At 63.6% G+C, this 22075-nt stretch carries 37 protein-coding genes; 24 read left to right on the top strand and 13 right to left on the bottom strand.

From position 1 onward, the window contains the following. Positions 1-2: 2 nt before the first annotated feature. From IT549_RS05205 to IT549_RS05195, 3 genes are read right to left on the bottom strand one after another with little or no spacing between them, the layout of a single operon-like run. A complete protein-coding gene (locus IT549_RS05205; RefSeq protein WP_292970507.1) occupies positions 3-695 on the bottom strand; it encodes a site-2 protease family protein in 693 nt (230 codons plus the stop codon). Beyond that, on the bottom strand, positions 692-1249 hold the full coding sequence (locus tag IT549_RS05200; protein WP_292970505.1) for a GNAT family protein: 558 nt from the start codon (positions 1247-1249) through the stop codon (positions 692-694). The genes IT549_RS05205 and IT549_RS05200 overlap by 4 nt, the downstream gene beginning before the upstream one ends. Then, positions 1243-1821, bottom strand: coding sequence for a thymidine kinase (locus IT549_RS05195; protein WP_292970503.1), 579 nt, complete (start codon positions 1819-1821; stop codon positions 1243-1245). The genes IT549_RS05200 and IT549_RS05195 overlap by 7 nt, the downstream gene beginning before the upstream one ends. Positions 1822-1946: 125 nt before the next feature. On the opposite strand from IT549_RS05195, the gene IT549_RS05190 reads away from it, so the two are divergent. Next, positions 1947-2489, top strand: a complete 543-nt coding sequence (locus IT549_RS05190) for a YceI family protein (protein WP_292970501.1) — start codon at positions 1947-1949, stop codon at positions 2487-2489. On the opposite strand, the gene rbfA is transcribed toward IT549_RS05190, so the two are convergent. The 6 genes from rbfA to rimP form a co-directional block, all read right to left on the bottom strand. Beyond that, entirely contained in the window at positions 2486-2878 is a 393-nt protein-coding gene (gene rbfA / locus IT549_RS05185) for a 30S ribosome-binding factor RbfA (RefSeq protein WP_292970500.1), read from the bottom strand. The genes IT549_RS05190 and rbfA overlap by 4 nt on opposite strands. 139 nt (positions 2879-3017) lie before the next feature. Continuing rightward, positions 3018-3119 carry a putative holin-like toxin gene (locus IT549_RS05180; RefSeq protein WP_292970498.1) on the bottom strand — a complete coding sequence of 34 codons (102 nt, stop codon included), beginning with the start codon at positions 3117-3119 and terminating at the stop codon, positions 3018-3020. A gap of 90 nt (positions 3120-3209) precedes the next feature. Beyond that, entirely contained in the window at positions 3210-5720 is a 2511-nt protein-coding gene (infB, locus tag IT549_RS05175; protein ID WP_292970496.1) for a translation initiation factor IF-2, read from the bottom strand. 22 nt (positions 5721-5742) lie between these two features. Then, positions 5743-6474, bottom strand: coding sequence for a DUF448 domain-containing protein (locus tag IT549_RS05170; RefSeq protein ID WP_292970494.1), 732 nt, complete (start codon positions 6472-6474; stop codon positions 5743-5745). Further along, positions 6455-8077: a transcription termination factor NusA gene (gene nusA / locus IT549_RS05165; RefSeq protein ID WP_292970492.1), complete on the bottom strand. Its 1623-nt coding sequence runs from the start codon at positions 8075-8077 to the stop codon at positions 6455-6457. Before nusA ends, IT549_RS05170 begins: the two co-directional genes overlap by 20 nt. Before the next feature lie 2 nt (positions 8078-8079). Beyond that, the gene (rimP, locus tag IT549_RS05160; protein ID WP_292970490.1) at positions 8080-8640 is read right to left on the bottom strand and encodes a ribosome maturation protein RimP; all 561 of its coding nucleotides are present in this window, start codon (positions 8638-8640) and stop codon (positions 8080-8082) included. Positions 8641-8939: 299 nt separating this feature from the next. Here rimP and IT549_RS05155 point away from each other — a divergent pair, with 299 nt between their 5' ends. The 4 genes from IT549_RS05155 to IT549_RS05140 all read left to right on the top strand — a co-directional run bounded on the left by IT549_RS05155 (position 8940) and on the right by IT549_RS05140 (position 10083). Beyond that, a complete protein-coding gene (locus IT549_RS05155) occupies positions 8940-9146 on the top strand; it encodes a cold-shock protein (RefSeq protein ID WP_292970488.1) in 207 nt (68 codons plus the stop codon). 4 nt (positions 9147-9150) lie between these two features. Further along, on the top strand, positions 9151-9417 hold the full coding sequence (infA, locus tag IT549_RS05150) for a translation initiation factor IF-1 (RefSeq protein WP_292970486.1): 267 nt from the start codon (positions 9151-9153) through the stop codon (positions 9415-9417). A 239-nt stretch (positions 9418-9656) separates the two neighbouring features. Beyond that, positions 9657-9881, top strand: coding sequence for a hypothetical protein (locus tag IT549_RS05145; RefSeq protein ID WP_292970484.1), 225 nt, complete (start codon positions 9657-9659; stop codon positions 9879-9881). Further along, a complete protein-coding gene (locus tag IT549_RS05140; RefSeq protein WP_292970482.1) occupies positions 9874-10083 on the top strand; it encodes a hypothetical protein in 210 nt (69 codons plus the stop codon). The genes IT549_RS05145 and IT549_RS05140 overlap by 8 nt, the downstream gene beginning before the upstream one ends. Positions 10084-10134: 51 nt before the next feature. Here the strand turns inward: IT549_RS05140 and IT549_RS05135 are convergent, their stop codons facing one another. The 3 genes from IT549_RS05135 to IT549_RS05125 all read right to left on the bottom strand — a co-directional run bounded on the left by IT549_RS05135 (position 10135) and on the right by IT549_RS05125 (position 11580). Continuing rightward, positions 10135-10512 (bottom strand): hypothetical protein, encoded by a 378-nt coding sequence (locus IT549_RS05135; RefSeq protein ID WP_292970481.1) that lies wholly within the window; start codon positions 10510-10512, stop codon positions 10135-10137. A 146-nt stretch (positions 10513-10658) separates the two neighbouring features. Continuing rightward, entirely contained in the window at positions 10659-11204 is a 546-nt protein-coding gene (locus tag IT549_RS05130) for a hypothetical protein (protein ID WP_292970479.1), read from the bottom strand. Between the two features lie 52 nt (positions 11205-11256). Continuing rightward, positions 11257-11580 carry a hypothetical protein gene (locus IT549_RS05125; RefSeq protein ID WP_292970477.1) on the bottom strand — a complete coding sequence of 108 codons (324 nt, stop codon included), beginning with the start codon at positions 11578-11580 and terminating at the stop codon, positions 11257-11259. 145 nt (positions 11581-11725) lie between these two features. On the opposite strand from IT549_RS05125, the gene IT549_RS05120 reads away from it, so the two are divergent. Next, a complete protein-coding gene (locus IT549_RS05120; RefSeq protein WP_292970475.1) occupies positions 11726-12193 on the top strand; it encodes a hypothetical protein in 468 nt (155 codons plus the stop codon). On the opposite strand, the gene pspF is transcribed toward IT549_RS05120, so the two are convergent. Next, positions 12190-13218 (bottom strand): phage shock protein operon transcriptional activator, encoded by a 1029-nt coding sequence (gene pspF, locus IT549_RS05115; protein WP_292970473.1) that lies wholly within the window; start codon positions 13216-13218, stop codon positions 12190-12192. The genes IT549_RS05120 and pspF overlap by 4 nt on opposite strands. A 151-nt stretch (positions 13219-13369) precedes the next feature. On the opposite strand from pspF, the gene IT549_RS05110 reads away from it, so the two are divergent. The 18 genes from IT549_RS05110 to IT549_RS05025 all read left to right on the top strand — a co-directional run bounded on the left by IT549_RS05110 (position 13370) and on the right by IT549_RS05025 (position 22071). Beyond that, positions 13370-13531, top strand: a complete 162-nt coding sequence (locus IT549_RS05110) for a hypothetical protein (protein WP_292970471.1) — start codon at positions 13370-13372, stop codon at positions 13529-13531. A gap of 242 nt (positions 13532-13773) precedes the next feature. After that, positions 13774-14460: a phage shock protein PspA gene (gene pspA / locus IT549_RS05105; protein ID WP_292970469.1), complete on the top strand. Its 687-nt coding sequence runs from the start codon at positions 13774-13776 to the stop codon at positions 14458-14460. 3 nt (positions 14461-14463) lie between these two features. Next, positions 14464-14787 (top strand): envelope stress response membrane protein PspB, encoded by a 324-nt coding sequence (gene pspB, locus IT549_RS05100; protein WP_292970467.1) that lies wholly within the window; start codon positions 14464-14466, stop codon positions 14785-14787. Continuing rightward, positions 14784-15161, top strand: a complete 378-nt coding sequence (pspC, locus tag IT549_RS05095) for an envelope stress response membrane protein PspC (protein ID WP_292970465.1) — start codon at positions 14784-14786, stop codon at positions 15159-15161. Before pspB ends, pspC begins: the two co-directional genes overlap by 4 nt. 21 nt (positions 15162-15182) lie before the next feature. Beyond that, positions 15183-15470 carry a hypothetical protein gene (locus IT549_RS05090; protein ID WP_292970463.1) on the top strand — a complete coding sequence of 96 codons (288 nt, stop codon included), beginning with the start codon at positions 15183-15185 and terminating at the stop codon, positions 15468-15470. Further along, a complete protein-coding gene (locus IT549_RS05085; protein WP_292970461.1) occupies positions 15470-15769 on the top strand; it encodes a hypothetical protein in 300 nt (99 codons plus the stop codon). The genes IT549_RS05090 and IT549_RS05085 overlap by 1 nt, the downstream gene beginning before the upstream one ends. A gap of 50 nt (positions 15770-15819) precedes the next feature. Continuing rightward, the gene (locus IT549_RS05080; RefSeq protein ID WP_292971105.1) at positions 15820-16107 is read left to right on the top strand and encodes a hypothetical protein; all 288 of its coding nucleotides are present in this window, start codon (positions 15820-15822) and stop codon (positions 16105-16107) included. Next, positions 16107-16388: a hypothetical protein gene (locus IT549_RS05075; protein ID WP_292970460.1), complete on the top strand. Its 282-nt coding sequence runs from the start codon at positions 16107-16109 to the stop codon at positions 16386-16388. The genes IT549_RS05080 and IT549_RS05075 overlap by 1 nt, the downstream gene beginning before the upstream one ends. 21 nt (positions 16389-16409) lie before the next feature. Continuing rightward, a complete protein-coding gene (locus tag IT549_RS05070; protein WP_292970459.1) occupies positions 16410-16685 on the top strand; it encodes a hypothetical protein in 276 nt (91 codons plus the stop codon). A gap of 26 nt (positions 16686-16711) precedes the next feature. Next, positions 16712-16945: a hypothetical protein gene (locus IT549_RS05065; protein WP_292970457.1), complete on the top strand. Its 234-nt coding sequence runs from the start codon at positions 16712-16714 to the stop codon at positions 16943-16945. Continuing rightward, complete coding sequence (locus tag IT549_RS05060) at positions 16942-17118, top strand: hypothetical protein (RefSeq protein ID WP_292970456.1); 177 nt, start codon at positions 16942-16944, stop codon at positions 17116-17118. The genes IT549_RS05065 and IT549_RS05060 overlap by 4 nt, the downstream gene beginning before the upstream one ends. A 65-nt stretch (positions 17119-17183) precedes the next feature. Next, positions 17184-17594 (top strand): SufE family protein, encoded by a 411-nt coding sequence (locus IT549_RS05055; RefSeq protein ID WP_292970454.1) that lies wholly within the window; start codon positions 17184-17186, stop codon positions 17592-17594. A gap of 5 nt (positions 17595-17599) precedes the next feature. Next, the gene (locus tag IT549_RS05050) at positions 17600-17950 is read left to right on the top strand and encodes a YbaN family protein (protein WP_292971103.1); all 351 of its coding nucleotides are present in this window, start codon (positions 17600-17602) and stop codon (positions 17948-17950) included. 48 nt (positions 17951-17998) lie between these two features. Continuing rightward, complete coding sequence (gene leuC, locus IT549_RS05045; protein ID WP_292970451.1) at positions 17999-19432, top strand: 3-isopropylmalate dehydratase large subunit; 1434 nt, start codon at positions 17999-18001, stop codon at positions 19430-19432. Continuing rightward, the gene (locus IT549_RS05040) at positions 19432-20226 is read left to right on the top strand and encodes a hypothetical protein (RefSeq protein ID WP_292970448.1); all 795 of its coding nucleotides are present in this window, start codon (positions 19432-19434) and stop codon (positions 20224-20226) included. The genes leuC and IT549_RS05040 overlap by 1 nt, the downstream gene beginning before the upstream one ends. A 53-nt stretch (positions 20227-20279) precedes the next feature. Further along, entirely contained in the window at positions 20280-20477 is a 198-nt protein-coding gene (locus tag IT549_RS05035) for a hypothetical protein (RefSeq protein ID WP_292970445.1), read from the top strand. Then, positions 20477-21076, top strand: a complete 600-nt coding sequence (leuD, locus tag IT549_RS05030; protein WP_292970443.1) for a 3-isopropylmalate dehydratase small subunit — start codon at positions 20477-20479, stop codon at positions 21074-21076. Before IT549_RS05035 ends, leuD begins: the two co-directional genes overlap by 1 nt. Then, on the top strand, positions 21073-22071 hold the full coding sequence (locus IT549_RS05025; RefSeq protein ID WP_292970441.1) for an NADPH:quinone oxidoreductase family protein: 999 nt from the start codon (positions 21073-21075) through the stop codon (positions 22069-22071). The genes leuD and IT549_RS05025 overlap by 4 nt, the downstream gene beginning before the upstream one ends. Positions 22072-22075: the final 4 nt, after the last annotated feature.

The raw sequence follows: 22075 nt of genomic DNA, 5'->3' as shown, positions 1-22075 counted from the left end.
GCTCAGCGCCCGGAAACCGCTTGCGCCAGATCGAGGTATTGCCCGGTCAGCCAGCTTACCGGCTGGCCGATCAGCATGCCCACCGGATTGAACCCCGGGATCAGGTAAGGCAGCACCACGATCAGCAGGATCACCAGCAGCATGCCATACTTGCGCAGGTTGCCATACGTCCTTGCCATGCTGTCAGGCAGCAAGCCCTCCAGGATGTGCGAACCATCGAACGGCGGGATCGGCAGCAGGTTGAACAGCGCCAGAAACACGTTGATCATGATGAAATTGGCGAGGTTGAGCAGCACGAAATTGCCAAGCAGGCTCAAGCTTTGAACATCCCCTCCGGTGGGCAGGAACAGCCCCAGCAGCACTGCGCCCACTGCCGCCATCACCAGGTTCATCCCCGGCCCGGCCGCCGCCACCAGCATCATGTCGCGGCGCGGATTGCGCAGCCGGCGAAAGTTGACCGGCACCGGCTTGGCCCAGCCGAACACCGGCATCTTGGCCAATGCCAGCAGCCCGGGCAGGATCACCGTGCCCATCGGATCGACGTGGCGCAGCGGATTGAGCGACAGCCGCTTCATTTCGGCCGCCGTGGGATCGCCCAGCGCCCGCGCGGCCAGGCCATGCGCCACTTCGTGAAACACGATCGCCAGGATCATCGGCACGATCAGCGCGGCGGCCTGGATGATAGTCTCGTTCATAATCCCAACCTTTCGCGGTCGCGTTCCACTATTGAAAAGATCGCGCTGTCGCGCTCGTACCCGGTCCAGGTGATCATGTGGTTGCGCAGCACCCCGTCCAGCTCGGCCCCGATCTTGCGGCACGCCGCCTGCGAGCGCTGGTTGCGAGTATCGACCGAGAAGAACATCCGCTTCAGCCCGCAAGCGAACCCGTGGCGCAACATCAGCCGCTTGAGCGGCCCGTTGACCTGCCCGCCACGGTGGCGCGGGCGCAGATAGGTGTTGCCGATCTCGCTGGTCCGCCACTGGACATGGGTGCCGATCCAGGCGGTCATTCCGGCCAGTTCGCCATCGACCAGAATGGCAAAGGGCAGCCGTTCGGGATTGGCGAGCAGGCCGGAAAAGCTCTCATCGAAATGCTCGGGATCATACGAAATGCCGTACATCTCCCAGATCTCCAGGTCCTCAGCGCAGGCTTCGCGCAGCGGCTCGCGGTGGCGTTCCTCCAGTGGCTCAAGCCGCAGCGCGCCCTCTTCCAGCAGCTGATGGAGCCCCAGCGGGTCCGATCTTACCATCCCAGCGCCTCGACGAAGTGCTTGCGGCACAGCGCAACATAGCGGTCATTCCCGCCGATTTCGGTCTGCGCGCCCTGCTTCACCGCCGCGCCGCTTTCATCGACGCGCAGGTTCATGCTGCTCTTGCGCCCACAATGGCACACCGCCTTCAGCTCGATCAGCGAATCCGCAATCCCCAGCAGCACCTTGGCGCCGGGGAACAGTTCGCCCTGGAAATCGGTCCGCAGGCCATAACACAGCACCGGGATACCGGCCTGGTCGGCAATCTTCGCCAGCTGCCAGACCTGGGCTTCGGTCAGGAACTGCGCCTCATCGACCAGCACGCAGGCCAGCGGCTCGACCCGGTGTGCCGCGGTGATCCGGCTCCACAGGTCGGTGACGCCATCGAAGCGGTGGGCATCCGCATGCAGGCCGATCCGGCTTTCGATCGCCTTGTCGCCGCCGCGATCGTCCAGCGCGGCGGTCCACAGCATGGTAGTCATGCCGCGTTCGTGATAGTTGAAATTCGCCTGCAGCAAGGTGGTCGATTTACCCGCATTCATGCTGGCGTAGTAGAAATAGAGTTTGGCCATGCCTGCTATCTAGGGTGTGCTTGGCAAAGCGCCAGTGCGATTGACAGCGCGGCTGTGGATCGGCACTGATCTGGCCAGGCGCGCAATTGAAAAGAACCGGGTCACATTTGCGAAGAGCCTTAGCCTTGATTCCCCTGCTGGCGGTTGCCGCCGCCGCGCCGTCCTATCGCTATCAGCTCGATGCGGCAGGCAGCCGGGTCAGCGCGCGGGTTTCCTATTTCGGCCTTGGCAACAAGACCGCACGGTTTCCGGTGATGAAGGGCTTCATCCGGCTTCAACCCGACCGGCTCGATGCGATCGACCTGGCGGTGGAGCTCGATGCCCGGGCAATGACCGCGGGCGGCAAGACCGACACCGACTATCTGCGCGGCAAGGCCTTTTTCGATGTCGCCAACCATCCCGTCGTCAGCTTTGCAGGGCGCCGGATGGTGATGACCGGCGCCACCACCGCGCGGGTCGATGGCACGATCTCCGCACGCGGGGTGACCCGTCCGGCCAGCCTTGACGTGACCTTCCGTGATCCCCCGGCGCGGGCCAGCGGGCGCGATGCGGTGCTGCTGAAGGCGCGCACCACGATCAACCGCCGCGATTTCGGGATGACGGCCTACAGCCTGGTGGTGGGCCGGAAAGTGACGATCACGATCGATGCGCGGCTGGTGCCGGGTTAATCATCTAAATCGCGCTTCACCCTCGGATCGTCGAGCAGGGCATCGATCCGGCTCGCCTCGTCAAAGCTTTCGTCGGGCAGGAACTTAAGCCGCGCGGCGTATTTGAGCTTGAGCTTGCCGGCCACTTCCTTCTGGAAGAAGGCGGTGTTGGTGCGCAGCGCCTTGAGCACCAGCTCTTCATCCGAACCCAGCAGGCTTTTCACGAACACCGTCGCATGGCGCAGGTCTGGCGACATCCGCACTTCGGTGATGCTGACGGTGTGCCCGGTCAGCACATCATCATGGACCATCTGACGGCTCAGCAGCTCGCTGATCACATGGCGCACTTGCTCACCCACCTTGAGCAGGCGGACCGAGCGGGTTTCGGGGGTGGCGTTTTGGCGTGACATTGATTTTTTACCGGAACGTGCTAATAACAGACTATCACTGTGTCAGTTGTACTCAACTGCACCTCCCGGGCCCGGGCGCTGCTACGCTCGGGCCCAAATGGTATCGGGGACTGGCGCTGCTACACCACCCCCTCACCGGCTACCTGCGGCCAAGCTCAATAAGCTTGACCACCAGGCCGACGAACGCAACCAGGAAGGTCGCGACGCCGATAACCAGCATCACTGCATCTTTAATACTCAATCACATCACCTCCTTTCCCACCGCAAGCAGCGGTGAGCTCAGGAGATATAAAGACGATCGCTTTGCCGTTACCTGTCAATCGGCATGCAATCACAGCGTCCGTTCGCGTTCTTCCACTTCAAACACTTCGAGGTGGTCGCCCGGCTTGATGTCGTTGGTATCGGCCAGCACCACACCGCATTCGAGGCCCGCGCGGACTTCGGGGACGTCGTCCTTGAAGCGGCGCAGCGAAGCGATGGTGGTCTTCGAGACAATGACATCGTCGCGGGTAAGGCGCGCGTTGATGCCCTTCTTGATGTAGCCTTCGAGCACCAGCAGACCCGCCGCCTTGTCGCGCTTGCCGGCCGGGAACACTTCCTTGACCTCGGCGCGGCCGACCACGTGTTCGATCCGTTCCGGACCCCAGATCCCGGCCATTTCCTTGGCGACATCGTCGGTCAGGTGATAGATCACGTCGAAGTACTTCATCCGCACCTTGTTGCGCTCGATCATCTCGCGCGCCTTGGCGTTGGGACGGACGTGGAAACCGATGATCGGCGCGCCGGTGGCTGCGGCCAGGCTCACATCGCTTTCGGTGATCGCGCCGACGCCCGATTGCAGCACCTTGACCTTGATCTCGTCGTTCGAAAGCTTGTTGAGCGCGTTGACGATCGCTTCGGTCGAACCCTGCACGTCGCTCTTCACCACCACCGGATAGTCGATCACATCGGCCTTGGCCTTCAGCGCCGAGAACATGTTCTCAAGGCTGGCGGGCGCGGTTGTGGTGCGCTTGGCAGTGGCCTTTTCAGCACGGTAGCCGGCCACTTCGCGGGCGCGGGCCTCGTTCTCGACCACGGTCAGCGTATCGCCGGCCATCGGCACGCCCGAGATGCCCAGCACCTCGACCGGCAGTGCCGGCGGGGCGGCCTTGATCTGGCGGCCCTTGTCGTCAAGCATGGCGCGCACGCGGCCCGAATGGGTCCCGACCACCAGCACATCGCCAACCTTCAGCGTGCCGCGGGTGATCAGCACGGTGGCCAGCGGCCCCTTGCCCTTGTCGAGCTTGGCCTCGACCACCGCAGCTTCGGCGGCGCGATCGGGGTTGGCTTTCAGTTCCATCACTTCGGCCTGAAGCAGGATCTTCTCGATCAGCTCGTCCAGCCCGGCCTTGCTCTTCGCGGAAACCTCGACGTCCTGGACATCGCCCGACATCGCCTCGACCACGATTTCGTGTTCCAGCAGACGCTCGCGGATCTTCTGGGCGTTGAATTCGGGCTTGTCGCACTTGGTGATCGCCACGATCATCGGCACGCCAGCGGCCTTGGTGTGATTGATCGCCTCGATCGTCTGCGGCATGATTCCATCATCGCCAGCCACCACCAGCACCACGATATCGGTCACGTTGGCGCCGCGCTGGCGCATTTCGGTGAAGGCTTCGTGGCCGGGGGTATCCAGGAAGGTGATCAGATCGCCCTTCTTGGTCTTGATCTGGTAGGCGCCGATATGCTGGGTGATCCCGCCAGCTTCGCCGCGCACCACATCGGTGCCGCGCAGCGCATCCAGCAGGCTGGTCTTGCCGTGATCGACGTGGCCCATGATGGTCACCACCGGCGGACGCGACCTCAGCGTTTCGGGTGCATCGACGTCTTCGGCGGTGTCGATATCGACATCGCTTTCCGACACGCGCTGGATGTTGTGGCCGAATTCCTCGACCAGCAGTTCGGCAGTATCCTGGTCGATCGTCTGGTTGACGGTGACCATCATGCCCATCTTGAACAGCGCCTTGACCAGGTCGGCGCCCTTTTCGGCCATGCGGTTGGCCAGTTCCTGGACGGTGATCGCTTCGGGCACGATCACATCGCGGACCTGCTTTTCACGCGGCTGGCTGCTGCCGCCAAAGTGCGCACGGCGTTCCTTTTCGCGGGCCCGCTTGAGCGCGGCGAGCGAACGCGCACGGGCGCCTTCGTCTTCGTTGAGCGCGCGGGTGACGGTCAGCTTGCCGGCATGGCGGCGCTGATCGCCGCCAGTCTTGTCGCGCGAATGCGCCGGCTTCTTCGCCGCGGGTTCAGGACGCTTGGGCGCGGCGACCGGGGTAAACCGGCGCGGCGCGGGCGCGCTGGTGCGCGGTGCTTCCTCAGCCGGTTCCTCGGCTTCGGCCGGGGCTTCGGGTTCCTGCGCGGGCGCAGGCGCGGGTGCCGGTGCAGCGGCAGCCTCGGCTTCGGCCTTGCGGTTTTCCTCGGCGCGGCGCTTTTCTTCTTCCTGGGCGCGCAGGCGCGCTTCGGATTCGCGCTTGGTCTGCTCTTCCAGCATTGCCAGACGCGCTTCCTCGGCCTCGCGCTGGAGCCGGGCGACGCGCTCCTGCGGGGTTTCGTTCGAAGCGGCGGGCTTGGGCGCAGCCGGCTTGGGCGCTTCGGCCACCGGGGCCGGCGGCGGCGGCGGAGGCGGCGGAGCAGCCGCTTCGGGCGAGCCGGGCTTGCCGATCAGCTTGCGGCGCTTGACCTCGACCACCACCTTGTTGGTGCGGCCGTGGCTGAAGGTCTGCTTGACCTCACCCGCCTGGACCGAGGTCTTGAGCCCCAGTGGCTTGCGGCCCAGAGTCGGTTTGTTTTCGCTGTCGCTCATGCTCAAATTCGCCCTTCAAATCTCAATTCGTCGCAGTGTCCGACGCCGCCGATACGGCTGCGCCCCCACCATTCGCCTGTTCGCTCGCTTCACCCTGCCCCAGGAAGCGCAGCAAGCGCCGGAGCGGTAATTCGACCCGCGCTGCCGCATCGCGGTCAGTCAGCGCCAGATGCACGACGTTGTCTCGGCCCAATGCCACAGACAGCGCCGCCCGGTCCAGTGGCAAGGTTAACCCCTGCCGTCCGGAACCTTCTTCTTCCAGCCCGACTCGCCAGGCCTGATCGAGCTTGCGCGAGCCGTCTTCGCCGGCATCGCTGGCATGGGCCAGCCATTCGACCAGCCCGCCCCGGGCATGTTCGGCAATCCGGTCCGATCCGACCAGCAGCTTGCCGGTTTTCATTTCCAGCCCGATCCGGTCGGTAAAGGCCCGGCGCAGTGCGGCTTCGATCCGTTCGGGCAGGTCGGCCGGGATGTCCAGCGTCGCACCCTTGAACGCGCGCGCCAGTGCGCCCTTAAGCTTGCCCTTGGCCAGCGCCGTTTCAAGCTCTGCCCGCGAAGTGCCCAGCCAGGCCCCCCGCCCCGGCGCGCGGGCCAGGGCATCGGGCAGTACAAGCCCATCGGGCGAGATCGCCAGGCGCACCAGATCATCGCGGGAACCGTGGTCCCCGGTCAGGATGCAGCGCCGCTCAGGTTGATCCTTGGCGGACTGCGCAGAGGCTGCGGAACCTAGCGGCTCATTGTGAGGAATCCGCATCGGCGGCCTCCTCTTGAGCTGGCTCGTCTTCGAACCAGTGGGCGCGGGCGGCCATGATGATCTCGTTGCCCTGTTCTTCGGACAGACCATATTCGCCCAGCACGCCGCCGCGATCCTGTTCGCGTTCCTTGCGGGCCGGGGCGCTGCCATCGCGGCGGCGCTGTTCGGCGCGCTTCTTGGCGATCAGTTCGTCGGTGGCCAGGTCAGCCAGATCGTCGAGCGTCTTGATCCCTGCCTTGCCCAGCGTGACCAGCATCTGCTCGGTCAGGTGCGGCATGTCGGCCAGCGCATCTTCGACGCCCAGCGCCTGACGCTCTTCGCGATAGGCGGCTTCGCGGCGTTCCAGCGCTTCGGAAGCACGGCTCTGCAGTTCTTCGGCCAGTTCCTCGTCGAAGCCTTCGATCGTCGCCAGTTCGGCCAGTTCGATATAGGCCACTTCTTCCAGCTCGCTGAAGCCTTCGGCCACCAGCAGCTGCGAAAGGGTTTCATCGACGTCGAGTTCTTCCTCGAACATCTTCGAACGCTCGGCGAATTCCTTCTGGCGCTTCTCGCTCGATTCCGCCTCGGTCATGATGTCGATCTGGCTGCCGGTCAGCTGGCTGGCCAGCCGCACGTTCTGGCCGCGGCGGCCGATCGCCAGGCTCAGCTGATCGTCGGGAACCACCACTTCGATGCGGCTTTCTTCCTCGTCGATCACCACGCGGCTGACGGTGGCCGGCTGCAGCGCGTTGACCACGAAGGTGGCGGTGTCTTCGCTCCAGGGAATGATGTCGATCTTTTCGCCCTGCATTTCCTGGACCACCGCCTGAACGCGGCTGCCCTTCATGCCGACGCAGGCACCGACCGGGTCGATCGAGCTGTCACGGCTGATCACGCCGATCTTGGCGCGGCTGCCCGGATCGCGGGCGGCGGCCTGGATGGTGATGATCCCGTCGTAGATTTCGGGCACTTCCTGCGCGAACAGCTTCTTCATGAATTCGGGGTGCGCCCGGCTGAGGAAGATCTGCGGCCCGCGGTTGTTGCGTTCGACCTTGAGGATCAGCGCACGGACGCGTTCGCCCACCCGGGCAACTTCGCGCGGAATCTGCTGGTCGCGGCGGATCACGCCTTCGGCGCGGCCCAGGTTGACGATCACGTGGCCGAATTCGACCGACTTGATCACGCCCGTCACCAGTTCGCCGGCGCGGTCCTTGAATTCCTCGAACTGACGCTCACGCTCGGCATCGCGGACCTTCTGGAAGATCACCTGTTTGGCCGACTGCGCGTCGATCCGGCCCAGATCGACCGGCGGCAGCGGATCGACGATGAAATCGCCCAGCTTGGCATCGGCCTGCAGCTTCTGCGCGGCCTTCAGGTCAACCTGCTTGAAATAGTCCTCGACCACTTCAACCACTTCAACCACGCGCCACAGGCGCAGGTCGCCGGTGCGCGGATCCAGCTTGGCGCGGATATCGTTTTCCGCACCATAGCGGGCGCGCGCCGCCTTCTGGATCGCTTCTTCCATCGCCTCGATGACGATCGCCTTGTCGATCAGCTTCTCGTTCGCAACCGAGGTGGCGATCGCCAGCAGTTCGGCGCGGTTGGCGGAAATCGGACTGGCCATGTTCAGTCTTCCTGTTCTTCAACAATCTCATCGGCCCCGCAGGTATCGAGGGGACGGGTGGCGGCAATCAGCCGGTCGGTCAGGACCAGCTTGGCGGAATGGATATCGGACAGCGGGAAGGAAACCCGGCCCGACTTCTTGTCTTCAAGGCTGACCAGATCGCCTTCGATCCCGATCAGTTCGCCCTGGAGCGACTTGCGGTTGCCTTCAACCGGGTTCTTCAGCGCAACCCGGGCCTCATGCCCGGCCCAGCCGGCAAAGTCCTTCACGCGGGTCAGCGGGCGATCGATCCCCGGCGAGGACACCTCAAGCCGGTAGGCTTCCTCGATCAGCACTTCGCCCCGTTCCTCAAGCGCGTCGAGCGCGTCGGAAATGCGGTGCGACAGCGCGGCGCAGTCTTCGATCACCAGCTGGCCGGTTTCGGGCCGTTCGGCCATGACCTGCAGGGTCACCTCTTCATCGCCAACTTCGCTTTTGCCGAACACGATCACGCGCACGAGATCAAAGCCCAGGGCCTTCGCCTCGGGTTCGACAATCTCGGTAATTCGCGCGATATCCGCCATTTCAACTCCGAAAATCCGGCATTGATGAAACGGCCCTTGGTGCCGGCCCCTTGCGGCGCCAGCCCCTCCGTTGCTTCACAATGTCGGGAACAGCGGCCAGATAGGGCCGAGCGCCACGAAAAGCAAGGCGAAATCGCGCGCCATTGTATTATCGGGGGATCGGACCTATATAGGCCGCGCTAACGTCGCCTGCGACGGAACTTTTCGGCCTTACGCCCCTTCGTTCCCTTTCTCGCTTCTACGCTCCGCCGGCTTCGTTTGCCGGCGGGTCAATACGTGTTTCGTGAAAGGAACAGACCATGCCGGTAGGCACCGTAAAGTTTTTCAACCCCACCAAGGGCTTCGGATTCATTGCTCCCGATGAGGGCGGCGGCGACGCTTTCGTCCACATCAGCGCGGTTGAACGCGCAGGAATGGGCTCGCTCGATAAGGACCAGCGCGTGCAGTACGAACTGGAAACCGATCAGCGCGGCAAGACATCCGCCGTCAATCTGTCGGCAGCCTGAGGCTGTGGCCAAGGAGGATCTTCTGACCCTCGATGGCCAGATCGACGAAATCCTTCCGGACGGACGCTTTGGCGTCATGCTGGAGAACGAACACCGGATCATCGCCTATACCGCCGGGAAGATGCGCAAATTCCGCATCCGCTCGGTGGTCGGCGACCGGGTTCGGGTCGAAATGACCCCCTATGACCTGAGCAAGGGCCGGATCGTCTTTCGCGAGAGAGGTCCCGGTGGCGGTCCGCCAGGCAAACGCAAGGGCGTGGTGCGCCGCTAGGCCTGCACCTGCCCCAACGGATGGCGCGATACGCGCCGCTAAATAAATGAATTTGATGAAAAATAACAAAAAGAACAACCATTCAATCGCTTACGCCCGATCACCTGAAATCAGAAAGTCCGCCGCGCCCAGGCCCGCCGGTCTACGCCGCAGCCCCACCCTTAGCAGGGCCGAACTGCGCGCCGCCGTGATCGCCATTCTGGGTTAGCCCAGCAACCGCAACCGAAAGGGGCCAGGCCATGTCGGCTTCCTCACAGTTCTACCTCAAACAGGCCGAGCAGTGCGAATTGGCCGCCGCGGCTTCATCGCTGAACAACCAGCGTGACACCCTGCTGCGCTCGCGCCTGGCCTGGCTCGAACTCGCAAACCGCGAGCTCGAGGTTCAGGCCGGACGCGAAAAGCGTGAGCGGGACCGCCTGCAAGCCCTGCAATCAGCCTCGCCAGGAGAAACCGTCAATGGATGACCAAGCCACCCGCCCGTTCCTGATCAACAAGGACGGACAAGGCAATTACCGCCTGACCGTGCGCGACATCCGCTACAATTCGCAAGGTTATGCGATCGTTACCGGAACCTTGCAGGATGAATGCTTCAAGACCGCGGCCGCAGCCAAGACCTGGGCCCGCAACAATTTCAATGCCAAGGCCGGGCAGTACGCTTCCAAATAGCAAAGGCCGCTTGCGGTCACGGCACTGAATCCGGGGTCTGGGACCTGGCGTCTAGTTCGCGTCGGCCCCGGTCACGGGCTCCCGGACTTCCGGGACCGCTTCGGCGCTCGCCTTGGCGTCGGGGGTGGGTTTGGGCGCCGCAGCGCTGCCGGTTCGGCTGGCTGCCTCGGCCATGTTGCGCGCGTCTTCAGCAGCGGCCAGCCGGGCCTGTTCCTCACGCGCCGCAGCCTTTTTGGCGGCAACTCTGGCCGCCTGTTTGTAGGCTTCGGCAGGATCGTCCGCATAGCTCTGGTCAAACACCCCGGACGAATTGGCGAACCACAGGCCGCCTGCCAGACAGATCAGGAAGCAGACGCCCAGGTACCAGCCGGCCAGAGTCGACCCCTGGATCTCGTCTGCGCGTTCGATAGATTTCCTGCCCGAAGCCATTGCGACACTCCCATGCGCGACCCAGGGTCGCCAAAGTTGACGCAATTTTCCGGCTCGATGGTAAATTTTTGGCTAACCCGCACCGGTTTGCCGGCCCAGCCGCCCGCAGCGTGCGGTGCCTGACCAGGCCTGGCCCCTTCCCGCCCCTATTGCGGAGTCGTGATCGCCCCGCGCCAACCCGTCACGACATAGCCATCATCCTTGTGGACCCAGCGGATCCGGGTGGCCATTTCCGGGACCGGCTTGCCGTTGATCCAGCTTTGCGTCATCAGATGCTGCCCGTCGGGATAGAAGGCAGTGCACACTTCCTTGCCTTCGATCGGGTACATGAAGCCCAGCTGGCGCACGGCACTAAGTTCCTGCTGGCGGGTCGCGCCCTCGACATGGCGGACGATGCGCACGCCTTCGAAATCCTTGCGTCTGGCAAAGCTGCACAGCTTGCCGTCCTTCACGACACTTTTTGTCGCGAGCTCGATCACCAGTCCAGGCAGGCCGACAACCGCCGTGTGGTCAAGCTCGGCGTATTCGTTGCCGGCCGTTTTGGTGAAAGTTGCCATCAGGTGGCATGTCTTCGCCGTGTCGTCGGGATGGGTGCACAGCATCCATTCGCTGCTGACGCCTTCAAGTGGGTCGGCCAGAGGCTCGACCCCCAGCACGGCAGCCTGGGCCAGAATGAACGACAGGATCGGCATGGCTATTTCCTCGTGGTCATTGCAGCACTGCTATGAAGCCGGACGTCCGGCCCTATTCGTATTCCGACGGGTCAAGCGCCTTGACGTCTTCTTCCTCGAAAATCACGCCGTCGTCATTTTTCCAGAGCTTTGGATTGCTGCCTTCGCTGGACGGTGCGGCAGCTCGACCAGCCGGGCGAGTGTCCTTGCCCCAGCCGCCAACGTCCTGTTCCGCGCTTGAATAGGCTGCGGACTGATGATCCTTCGCCCACTTGCCTGACGACTCGTTTGCATCGTCGCGCTGCTTAAGCGCGCCTGAAATCCCGCCGATGATCAGCAGAGCAACCGAAATCGTCAGCCGCGGCGAAAACAACAGGATGCGAAAGAACTGTTCCATAAAGCCCCCCGGATTTGAAGGATCCAGATTAGGCGAGGCGGATTACCAACCGGTTATCTTGCCTGCCGCACGCCATCCACAGAATGCAGTTGACCTGAAGGCATGAAATTGTGGATGCGGGCTTCGTTTCAAACCGGGGGCCGCGATGAACCAGTCTGCAAGCCGAACGATTGCCAGGATTGTCCTCGTAACCGCGTGGATTATCGCGCTGGTCTGGATAACATCCGCCACGGTGGGGTTGTCCGCGCGCCAGGGGTTTCTGGTCATGGCGGCACTGCCGCTGCCGTTGATCCCGATCCTGGGCCTGCATTTCCTGCGGGACCGGGAGGCGCGGGCCGGATGGGCGGTTTTCACCCTGTGGCTCGGTTCAACCTATGCCGGCCTTGGCACCGGCCCCGAGCTTGCGGTTTTCGCGGCAATCGCCGTGCTGGCGGCACTCGGCTTCTTCTGGAAGGCCTGGTGCTTCCCGCTGGCCTGGTTCGGCCACATCGCCTGGGATTTCATGCCGCGTGAACTGCCTGCACTGCTGATCGACCTGCCGACCGCCTGCATGATCTTCGATGGGATTATCGGTATCTATCTGATCCAGATGGCTCGCCAGCGCTGGCCCTAGCCGCGCTCGCTCAGCCCATGCTTCTTCATCGCATGGCGCAGCTGATCATAACTCAGCCCCAATGCTTTGGCGGTCTGACGCTGGTTATAGCGGTGGCGGGCCAGCGCCTGCTCAAGGATCGCCCTTTCGTGGGCATCGACCGCGCCCCTGAGATCGGTGACACTGTCGAGCCCTACTGATGCCGGCGCGGCGATACGCGGTTCATCGGCACTGGCCGCCGGTTCCTCGCGCCGCATCGAAACCCGCGGCTTCCATGGGCTGTCAAAGGGATCGAAGACGATGTGGGCAACCGGCTCGTCCCAGTGCTGCCAGCGATAGACCGCGCGCTCGATCACGTTGCGCAGTTCACGCACGTTACCGGGCCACTGGTATTCCTCCAGCCCGGCCAGCGCCGCAGCGGTAAAGCCGGGCCAGCTTTCCCAGCCCAGTTCGGCCGCCATCCGCCGCCCGAAATAGTCTGACAGCACCATGATATCGCCTTCGCGCACCCGCAGCGGCGGCAGGGTAATCACTTCAAAGCTCAGTCGGTCGAGCAGGTCAGAGCGGAACCGGCCCTGATCGGCCAATTTGGGCAGGTCTTCGTTGGTGGCGGCGACAATGCGGACATCGACCTTGACCGGACGCGACGAACCGATCCGGGTCACTTCGCCATATTCGACCGCGCGCAGCAGCCGTTCCTGCGCCCCCATCGACAGCGTGGCCAGTTCGTCGAGGAATAGCGTGCCTTTGTCGGCTTCCTCGAACCGTCCGGCGCGCGCTCTGGTAGCGCCGGTGAAGGCACCCTGCTCATGACCGAACAATTCCGCCTCGATCAAGGTTTCCGGCAAGGCCGCGCAGTTAAGCGTGATGAACGGTTCCTGCCAGCGGCGCGAAAGCTGATGAAGGCGTTCGGCGATCAGTTCCTTGCCGGTCCCGCGCTCACCGATCACCAGCACCGGACGGTTGAGCGCGGCAGCGCGGCTGGCGCGTTCGACCGAATCCAGAAAGGCAGTGGACTGGCCGACAAATTGGATATTGCGCTCCATACCCAAGATGTAGCGAAAAATCCCAACATTGCGCAATCAATACCACATGTCGTTCGTCGAATAGCCGCACAAGGCCCAGAAATCTGCCATTTTTCGCATTTGGCACGCGGCTTGCTGAAAGGTGAACAAACGCATTTCCAAGAGGTGCTCCATGTTCACCAAGTTCAACACCAAGCTCGGCTCAACCAAGCTCGACAGGGCCGTTATCCTCAGCGTGATCGCCATGCTCGGCTTCAACGTCGTCGTGCTGACCCAGCAGCTCGACACCGCCCCCACCTATGCGCTGACCGCCAGCGCTGCGGTCCAGGCCTGAGACAGGCGGTGACCGGCAAGATGGGCAGCGAACCACTTTCACCGCTTGGGCCGGAATCCCAGGCATCCCCCGTTGGCGGCCCCCAGTCCCCCCGCCGCCAGGACATTCCGGCCCAGACCCTCGGTAGCCCCCGGCTCGAACCGCTTGGCGATGGCCCCCGCCGCGCCTCGCGGTTCGACGCTGAGGTCGAGCGTCTCCGCAAAACTCCAACCCCGACCCTTTCCACCATCGGAGGTCCCTTGATGGGCATTTTCAGTCGCACCCGTGATATCATCGCCGCCAACTTCAGCGATCTGCTCGACAAGGCTGACGATCCCGAAAAGATGATCCGGATGATCATCTTCGAGATGGAAGAAACCCTGGTCGAAGTCCGGGCCAGCGCGGCGCGCACGATTGCCGACCAGAAGGAAATGCACCGCCACACCGTCAAGCTGGACCGGCTGCAGGCCGACTGGTCCGAAAAGGCCCAGCTGGCGCTGAGCAAGGACCGCGAGGACCTGGCCCGCGCCGCGCTGGTCGAAAAGAAGAAGGCCGGCGACATGGCCGACCAGCTCAAGGAAGAGATCAAGGTGCTCGACGATGCGCTGCGCGCCTACGAAGTCGATATCGAAAAGCTGCAGACCCGCTTGCGCGAAGCCCGGGCCCGCCAGGGCGCGATCGTCGCCCGGCTGGAAAGCGCGGAAAACCGCGTCAAACTGCGCACGCTGCTGGCCAGCGAGCGGGTTGACGAGGCGATGGCCCGGTTCGACCAGCTGGAACGCCGGGTCGATTATGCCGAAGGCCGCGCCGACGCGCTGAGCCTGGCCGACGGTTCGGGCAAGCCGACGCTCGCCGATGAAATCGCCGCCCTCGCCGGGCAGGACAAGATCGACGAGGAACTTGAAGCCATGAAAGCCGCGCTCAAGGGCGGCGACAAGCAGGAGGACTGATCCGTGGAGGGTAGTGATGTTGTAGCTATAGTCGTCGTTGTCCTGATCGGCCTGCCCTGGCTGGTGCTGCACTATATGACCAAGTGGAAGACCGCCGCGACACTGACCAACGACGACGAGACCATGCTGGAAGAGCTGTACCAGCTCGCCCGCCGGCTCGACGAACGGATTGACACGGTCGAACGGCTGGTTGCCGCCGACAACCCCGATTTTCACGCCCTGCGCGTTCTGCCGAGCCGCAGCGACGACGATGACACGCTGAGCGAGCTGGACCAGCTGCGCCAGCTGACCAAGAACAAGGCCAAGACTGGGAGGACTGCAAAGTGATCAGCGAACGCACCCGCTTTTACCGCGACAAGGTGAATGGCAAGATCTTCGGCGTCTGCGCAGGCATCGCCGACTACACCGGGATCGACGTGCTATGGGTCCGCCTGGCAACGGTTGGCCTGATCATGCTGGGCGCACCGTTCATCGTTCCGGCCTACTTCGTGGTTGGCCTGTTCGCGGCGAAGAAGCCCCCGTACCTTTACACCGATCGGCAGGAACAGCAGTTCTGGCAGTCGGTCCGCCAGTCGCCCGCCCGCACCACGCGGGAAGTGCGCGCCCGGTTCCGCGACATCGACCGCCGCCTGGCCGAGATCGAAAGCTACTACGTTTCCAACAACCCGCGCCTGTCGGCCGAAATCGAACGCCTGCGCTGATAATAACTGAGGGGAAGACTGATGGGACCCGACACTATCTGGGTACTGATTCCGTTGGCAGCGCTGGCGATCCCGATCATCAAGATCTGGTCCAGCCACCGCCAGAAGATCGCCGAAATCGAGATCCAGGCAACCGCCGAACGCGCCGCCCAGTACGCCACCCGGAACACCGAACTGGAAGACCGCGTGCGGGTGCTCGAACGGATCGTCACCGACAAGGGCTATGACGTTGCCGCCCAGATCGAGGCGCTGCGCGATGCCCGCAAGGTCGATGCCCTGCTGGAAAAGCATGACGGAGGGCCCAAGTAATGAACTTTGCAGGTCCCGACTTCGTCCTGGCGATCATTGCGATCAGCACGGGCGGATGGTTGATCAACAACTGGATCCGCGCGCGCCACGGCTATGCCCTGGAAGACGAATGGGGCGGCAAGACCAGCCGCGCCGAGGCCGACGAAACCAAGCGGCTGCGCCAGGAAAACACCGAACTGCGCGAACAGCTCGACCACTTTGCCGACCGGGTGAAGGTGCTTGAGCGGATCGTGACCGACAAGAGCGTCAATGTGGCTTCGCAGATCGAAGCCCTGCGGATTGAGGAACAGACCAAGTGAGCCCCGAACAGATCCTTGAGATAATCTATATTGCCGCGCCGACAATCCTGATGGTGGCCGGACTGATCACCTTCGGCACGATCTTTCACACCCGCATGAAGATCAAGAACGGCTATCCGCTGAGCGGCGCCTGGGGTCAGGCGGTCTATCCCAAGACCACCAGCGAAGACGGCGAACGGATCAAGCTGCTGAGCCAGGAAAACGCCCAGCTGCGCGCCGAACTCGGCTCGGTAAAGGACCGGCTGGCCAATGTCGAACGGATCGTCACCGACAGCGGCTATCACCTGACCCACCAGATCGAAGCCCTGCGCATCGGCGAAACCAAAGGGGAAGCCTGATGGGATTTGGTGACGTCATCGGCCTGATGGTCGGAATGGGTGCATTGGTCGGCATGTTTGCCATCATCGGGCAGATGTACCGCCGCCGGCTTGAGCACAAGGAACGGATCGCAGAGATCAAGGCCAATGGTGCCCAGGGCCAACCGCAGCAATCCACGCCCGAACGCGATGCCACGATCGAACGCCTTGAACACCGCATCCGCGTGCTTGAGCGGATCGCCACCGACAAGACGGCCAGTCTCGCCTTGCAGATCGAAGACCTGCGCGAACCGGCCAACTGATAACTCATTGGATCAGAACTTATGTCGATCAGCCTGACAGCCGTAATCATTGTAGCCATCCTGGTCAGCGGCGTCGTTCGGCTGGCGCGGATCCAGCACGGAACAGACCGGCAAAGCCGTCGCGGCGGCACAACCCAGCCGCTGCTCGATCCCGCTCAGCCGAGCCCGCGCGAACTGGAACTGCAGAACGAGGTCAAGGACCTGCGGGAACGCATCCACGTGCTTGAACGCATCGCCACCGACGGCCGCCCCGCCAAGGCGCTGGCCGCCGAAATCGAAAGCCTGCGCGACGCTTGACGCGCGCCAGACAGGGAGATGAAGCCATGCTCAACGAACCGCTTCTCACAACTGCCAGCCTGTTAGCATCCGTTGCCATTGTCACGCTTGCCTCGTTGCGCGGCTGGCAAGGCTGGCTGACGCTCAAGACCCGCGAGCTTGACTTGCATCGTCCGGCTGACGAGCAAGGTTCCGGCAACGGCATGGCCAGGATTGAGATCGCCGATCTGAAGGAGCGAATCCGCAAGCTGGAAGCCATCGCGGCAGGAGTGGATCTGTGAAAAACCAGGCATCGGGTGCCGCCAAGGCCGGGATCGGCCTGGGATCGGCCATCGCGGTGGCGATCAGCTGGAGCCTGCACAAGTCGATCGTCTGGGCTTTCGTCCACGGCATCCTGAGCTGGTTCTACGTGATCTATTACGCCTTGACCCGGCCGGGCGGACTTGCCGGATAGGTTCCCCCCCAGCCTCCCCAAGCCAGGGGCTTGTGCAATGCGGCTTCGTGGCTACATCGGCTGGCATGCGCAGCCTCTCCGACATTCTTGACGAATATGAGTTCCTCGAAGGCGACGAACGCTATCGCCTGCTGATCGAACTGGGGCGCGAGCTTGAGCCGATGCCCGATGCGCTGAAGACCGATGCCACGCTGGTGCGCGGCTGTTCGGCCTCGGTCTGGGTCTATCCCACCCGTCACAGTGATGGCCGGCTGCACTTCCTGGCTGACAGCAATGCGGCGATTACCAAGGGGATCGTCGCGCTGGTGCTGGCCGCGGTGCAGGACCGCCCGGCGGACGAGGTGGCCGCGCTGGATGTGACCGCCCTGCTCGAATCCTTTGACCTCAGGAACCAGCTATCTTCCAACCGCACCCAGGGCGTGCCCAACATGATCGCCCTGGTGCGCGAGCATGCCGCGCGGATCGCGGCGGACTGACCATGCTGGTCCGACACTTCTACCTGGCCGGCGGGATCGCCTCGGTTGGCCTCGGGATTATCGGCGCGTTCCTGCCGATCCTGCCCACGGTGCCGTTCCTGGTCCTGGCGGCATTCTGCTTTGCCCGCAGCAACCCGGCCTGGGAACAGCGCCTGCTCAACCACCCGCGCTATGGCGCCAGGCTGCGCGACTGGCGCGAACGCGGCGCGATCTCACGCCGGGCCAAGGTATCGGCAGTCGCGGCGATGGGCGCGGGCGTGGTCTTCACCGGGCTGACCATCGGCTGGCCGTGGGTGCTGATTTCGATCGCGGTGCTGCTGGTCTGCGGAACCTGGATCTGGACCCGCAACGAATAGCCTCCACACTTGCAATTGCGCCCCGGCCCTGCCTATGGCGCAAGCATCATGACCAGCCAGCCGCGCACGCTTTATGAGAAGATCTGGGATGCCCACGTGGTCGAACGCCGCGATGATGGCACTTGCCTGATCTACATCGACCGCCATCTGGTGCACGAGGTGACCAGCCCGCAGGCGTTCGAGGCGCTGCGCGTCTCGGGCCGCAAGGTGCGCCGGCCCGACCTGACGCTGGCGGTGCCCGATCACAACCTGCCGACCACCGCGCGGCGCGATGCGGCGGGCCAGCGGATCCCGATCGCCGATCCCGAAAGCGCGCAGCAGCTGGCCGCGCTGGAACGCAACGCACCCGAATTCGGCGTGCGGCTGATCGGCGATGCCGATGCCGAACAGGGGATCGTCCACGTCGTCGGGCCCGAACAGGGCTTTTCGCTGCCCGGCGCGACGATCGTTTGCGGCGATAGCCACACCGCCTGCCACGGCGGGCTGGGCGCGCTGGCCTTTGGCATTGGCACCAGCGAGGTTGAGCATGTGCTGGCCACGCAAACCCTGCTGCTCAAGCAATCGAAGACCATGGAAGTACGCGTCGAAGGCCAGTTGGGCGCCGGTGTGACCGCCAAGGACGTGGTGCTGCACATTACCGGCGTGCTCGGCGCGGCGGGCGGCACCGGCTATGTCATCGAATATACCGGATCGGCGATCCGGGGCCTGTCGATCGAAGGCCGGCTGACGGTGTCCAACATGGCAATCGAACACGGCGCGCGGGCCGGACTGATCGCGCCCGATGAGACGACCTTCGCCTATGTGCAGGGCCGCCCCTATGCCCCCAAGGGCGCGGACTGGGACAAGGCTGTTGCCTGGTGGCGCAGCCTGGCGACCGATCCGGGCGCGCAGTATGACAGGGTGGTAGTGATCCAGGCCGCCGATATCGCGCCCACGGTCACCTGGGGCACCAGCCCCGAAGACGTGGTGGCGATCACCGGCACGGTCCCCGCGCCCGAAAGCTTTGCCGATCCCAGCAAGCAGCAGGCCGTGCAGAAATCGCTCGATTACATGGGGCTAACCCCCGGACAGCGGATGCAGGATGTCGAAGTCCAGAACGTCTTCATCGGCAGTTGCACCAACAGCCGGATCGAAGACCTGCGCGCCGCCGCCGCAGTGCTGAAGGGCCGGACCAAGGCGCCAAACGTCAAGTGGGCGATCGTCGTCCCCGGATCGGGGCTGGTCAAGCGCCAGGCCGAAGCCGAGGGGCTGGACCGGATCTTTATCGAGGCGGGGCTTGAATGGCGCGAGCCGGGCTGCTCGGCCTGCCTGGGCATGAACCCTGACAAGGTCCCCGCCGGCGAACGCTGTGCCAGCACCAGCAACCGTAACTTCGTGGGCCGCCAGGGTCCGGGCGCCCGTACTCACCTGGTTTCGCCTGCTATGGCGGCGGCGGCGGCGGTGACCGGGCGGCTGGCAGATGTGCGCGAGCTCGGCGATTGATGGGCCGCCGGTCTGTTCTGGCAAGCCTTCTTGCCGCAATGTTCGCGGGTAGATCGCGGGCGGACACTGGAACTGTCGGCGATCAAGCCCAGGTCCCGAAGGGTCCGGAAATCGTCACCATCGACGATCCGCGTTATAAGGCATTCGCCAAGGCCAGACGCACATACTGGAGCAAACTGGGCCCGGTCGATGATGACGTCCTGACCTATCTGGTAAGTCCCGAGTTTGAAGGCGCGCCGGCCTGGCCCACCACCCGGCAATCGTTCTGCGTTGTCCGTCCGGAAAGCGGGTTAATTCTAGCCTCCGATGGTTTGAGCGATCTGTTTGTCGATACCGACATGTCCGATGCCGGCTTTGGCTGCGAAGTTTACATCGAAACCGATCTCCCGACAGGCAGCGACTTTCAAAGTATCCGTTCCAGTTGGCAATTCAGCCTGATCGAGAATTTCGCGCGCAATGTTGCCAACATGGGCGGGATAGAACATCAGCTCGAATCTTACAGGATCCTCTCGATGGAGCTGCCGGCTCCTTCTGGATGTCCAGAAGACTGGCTTAACGACAACGAGATGATCGGGGTCTTGATCAACCTCTCAGTGCCAGATCGAAACGGCTACTGCCAACTGGACGATACACATCGCATCCGGATGGTCCCGATCACCATCCTCAGACCCGATGAACTGGCCCTTGTCGTCTCTGGTGGGGCCGACGCACGCGAAAAGCTGGCAAGCCTGCTGGTTGCCAAAGGCGTCGGATTGCGCTCACCCAGCAGCAGGAAATCGGTTGCCTCAAACTGACTTTGTTGGCCGATCCCCTTGAACCATCGTCTGGCCGCATACATAGTAGATCCATGACCGACACTCCCGAAAAGCCCGACAAGTCCGAAAAGCCCGCCAGGTCTTCGCTGACCGGCAAGGCCGCGCTGGCTGGCGCTGCGATCGGATCGGCGGCGCTGGCTGCAGCGTTGCTTTACAACTCGCGCCGCAAGGAACGCGCCGAAAAGGCCGCCAAGACTCCGAAGCCCGAACGGGCGCCGGAAACCGATTGATGGAAGCCCTGCGCCAAGTCGATGGCCGTGCGATCCCGTTCGGCGCCAAGAACGTCGATACCGACGTGATCATTCCTTCGCACTGGCTCAAGACGATCACCCGTGACGGCCTTGGCAAGGGTGCGTTCGAGACGCTCCGCAAGGATCCCGACAACCTGTTCGACAGCGCCGAGTATGCCGGATCGCCGATCCTGATCGCGGGCGACAATTTCGGCTGCGGGTCCAGCCGCGAACATGCCGCCTGGGCCCTGCTTGACCTGGGCATCAAAGCGGTGATCGCGCCCAGTTTTTCCGATATCTTTTCCGGGAATGCCTTCAAGAACGGCATCCTGACCGTCGTCCTCCCCCAGGAACAGGTCGATCGGCTGCTTGAAGTGGCCCGCACCGATCCGGTGCATATCGATCTGGAAAACCAGGTGGTCACCACCCCGTTCCAGGACCGCTTCCCCTTCGAAATCGACCCGTTCCGCAAGCATTGCCTGCTGGAAGGGCTCGACGAAGTGGGGCTGACCCTGGCGCGCGACGCGGCGATCACCAGATACGAAAACGAGGCACGGGAGCGGCTCCCGTTCCTGGCACAGGGAGTTGAAGCAGCATGAAGGCACTACGCAGCCACGCCGTTGGCGGACCCGAAACCCTGACGCTTGACGAGGTGGAAAGCCCGGTCCCCGGCCCCGGCCAGGTACGCGTGGCAGTCAAGGCCTGCTCGATCAATTACCCCGACGTGCTGATCATCCGCGATATGTACCAGTTCAAGCCGCCGCGGCCGTTCTCGCCGGGCGGTGAGGCTTCGGGCGTGGTCGATGCGCTGGGTGAAGGCGTGACCCAGTGGAAAGTGGGCGACCGGGTGATTGCCAGCACCGGCAATGGCGCGATGGCTGAGGAAATCGTGGTCGATGCCGGCCGGCTCTGGCCGCTGCCCGATGGCGTCAGCTTTGAAACCGGCGCCTCGCTGATCATGACCTATGGCACCAACATGCATGGCCTGCTGGATCGCGGCAAGCTGAAGGCCGGCGATGTCCTGCTGGTGCTGGGCGCGGCGGGCGGCGTCGGCCTGTCGGCGGTAGAACTGGGCAAGGCCTATGGCGCGCGGGTGATCGCGGCGGTTTCCAGCGAGGAAAAGGGCAAGGTTGCGCGCGAACACGGCGCCGATGACGTGGTGGTCTATCCCACCGCCCCGTTCGACAAGGACCAGTCCAAGGCGCTGGCCGAAGCCTTCAAGGCGGCCTGCGGCCCCAACGGCGCCGATGTGATCTATGACATTGTCGGCGGTGACTATAGCGAACCCGCATTGCGCTCGATCGCCTGGGAAGGCCGGTTCTGCGTGGTCGGCTTCCCGGCCGGGATCGCCAAGCTGCCGCTCAACCTGACGCTGCTGAAAAGCTGCGACGTCTGCGGCGTGTTCTGGGGCGCTTGGGTGGCGCGCGAACCGGCTGCCAATGCCAAGCACATCGCGACCTTGTTCGATCTGCTCAAGACCGGCAAGATCAATCCGCGCGTTTCGGCGACATTCCCGCTCGCACGCGGCGGCGAAGCGATCCAGATGCTGGCCGACCGCAAGGCGATCGGCAAAGTGGTGGTGACGATGGACTGACCGG

The organism is Novosphingobium sp. (assembly GCF_020852455.1).
In the GTDB taxonomy this organism is placed as follows: domain Bacteria; phylum Pseudomonadota; class Alphaproteobacteria; order Sphingomonadales; family Sphingomonadaceae; genus Novosphingobium.
Note: the sequence above shows the minus strand (reverse complement) of the source record. Positions and strands in the feature narration are given on the sequence as shown.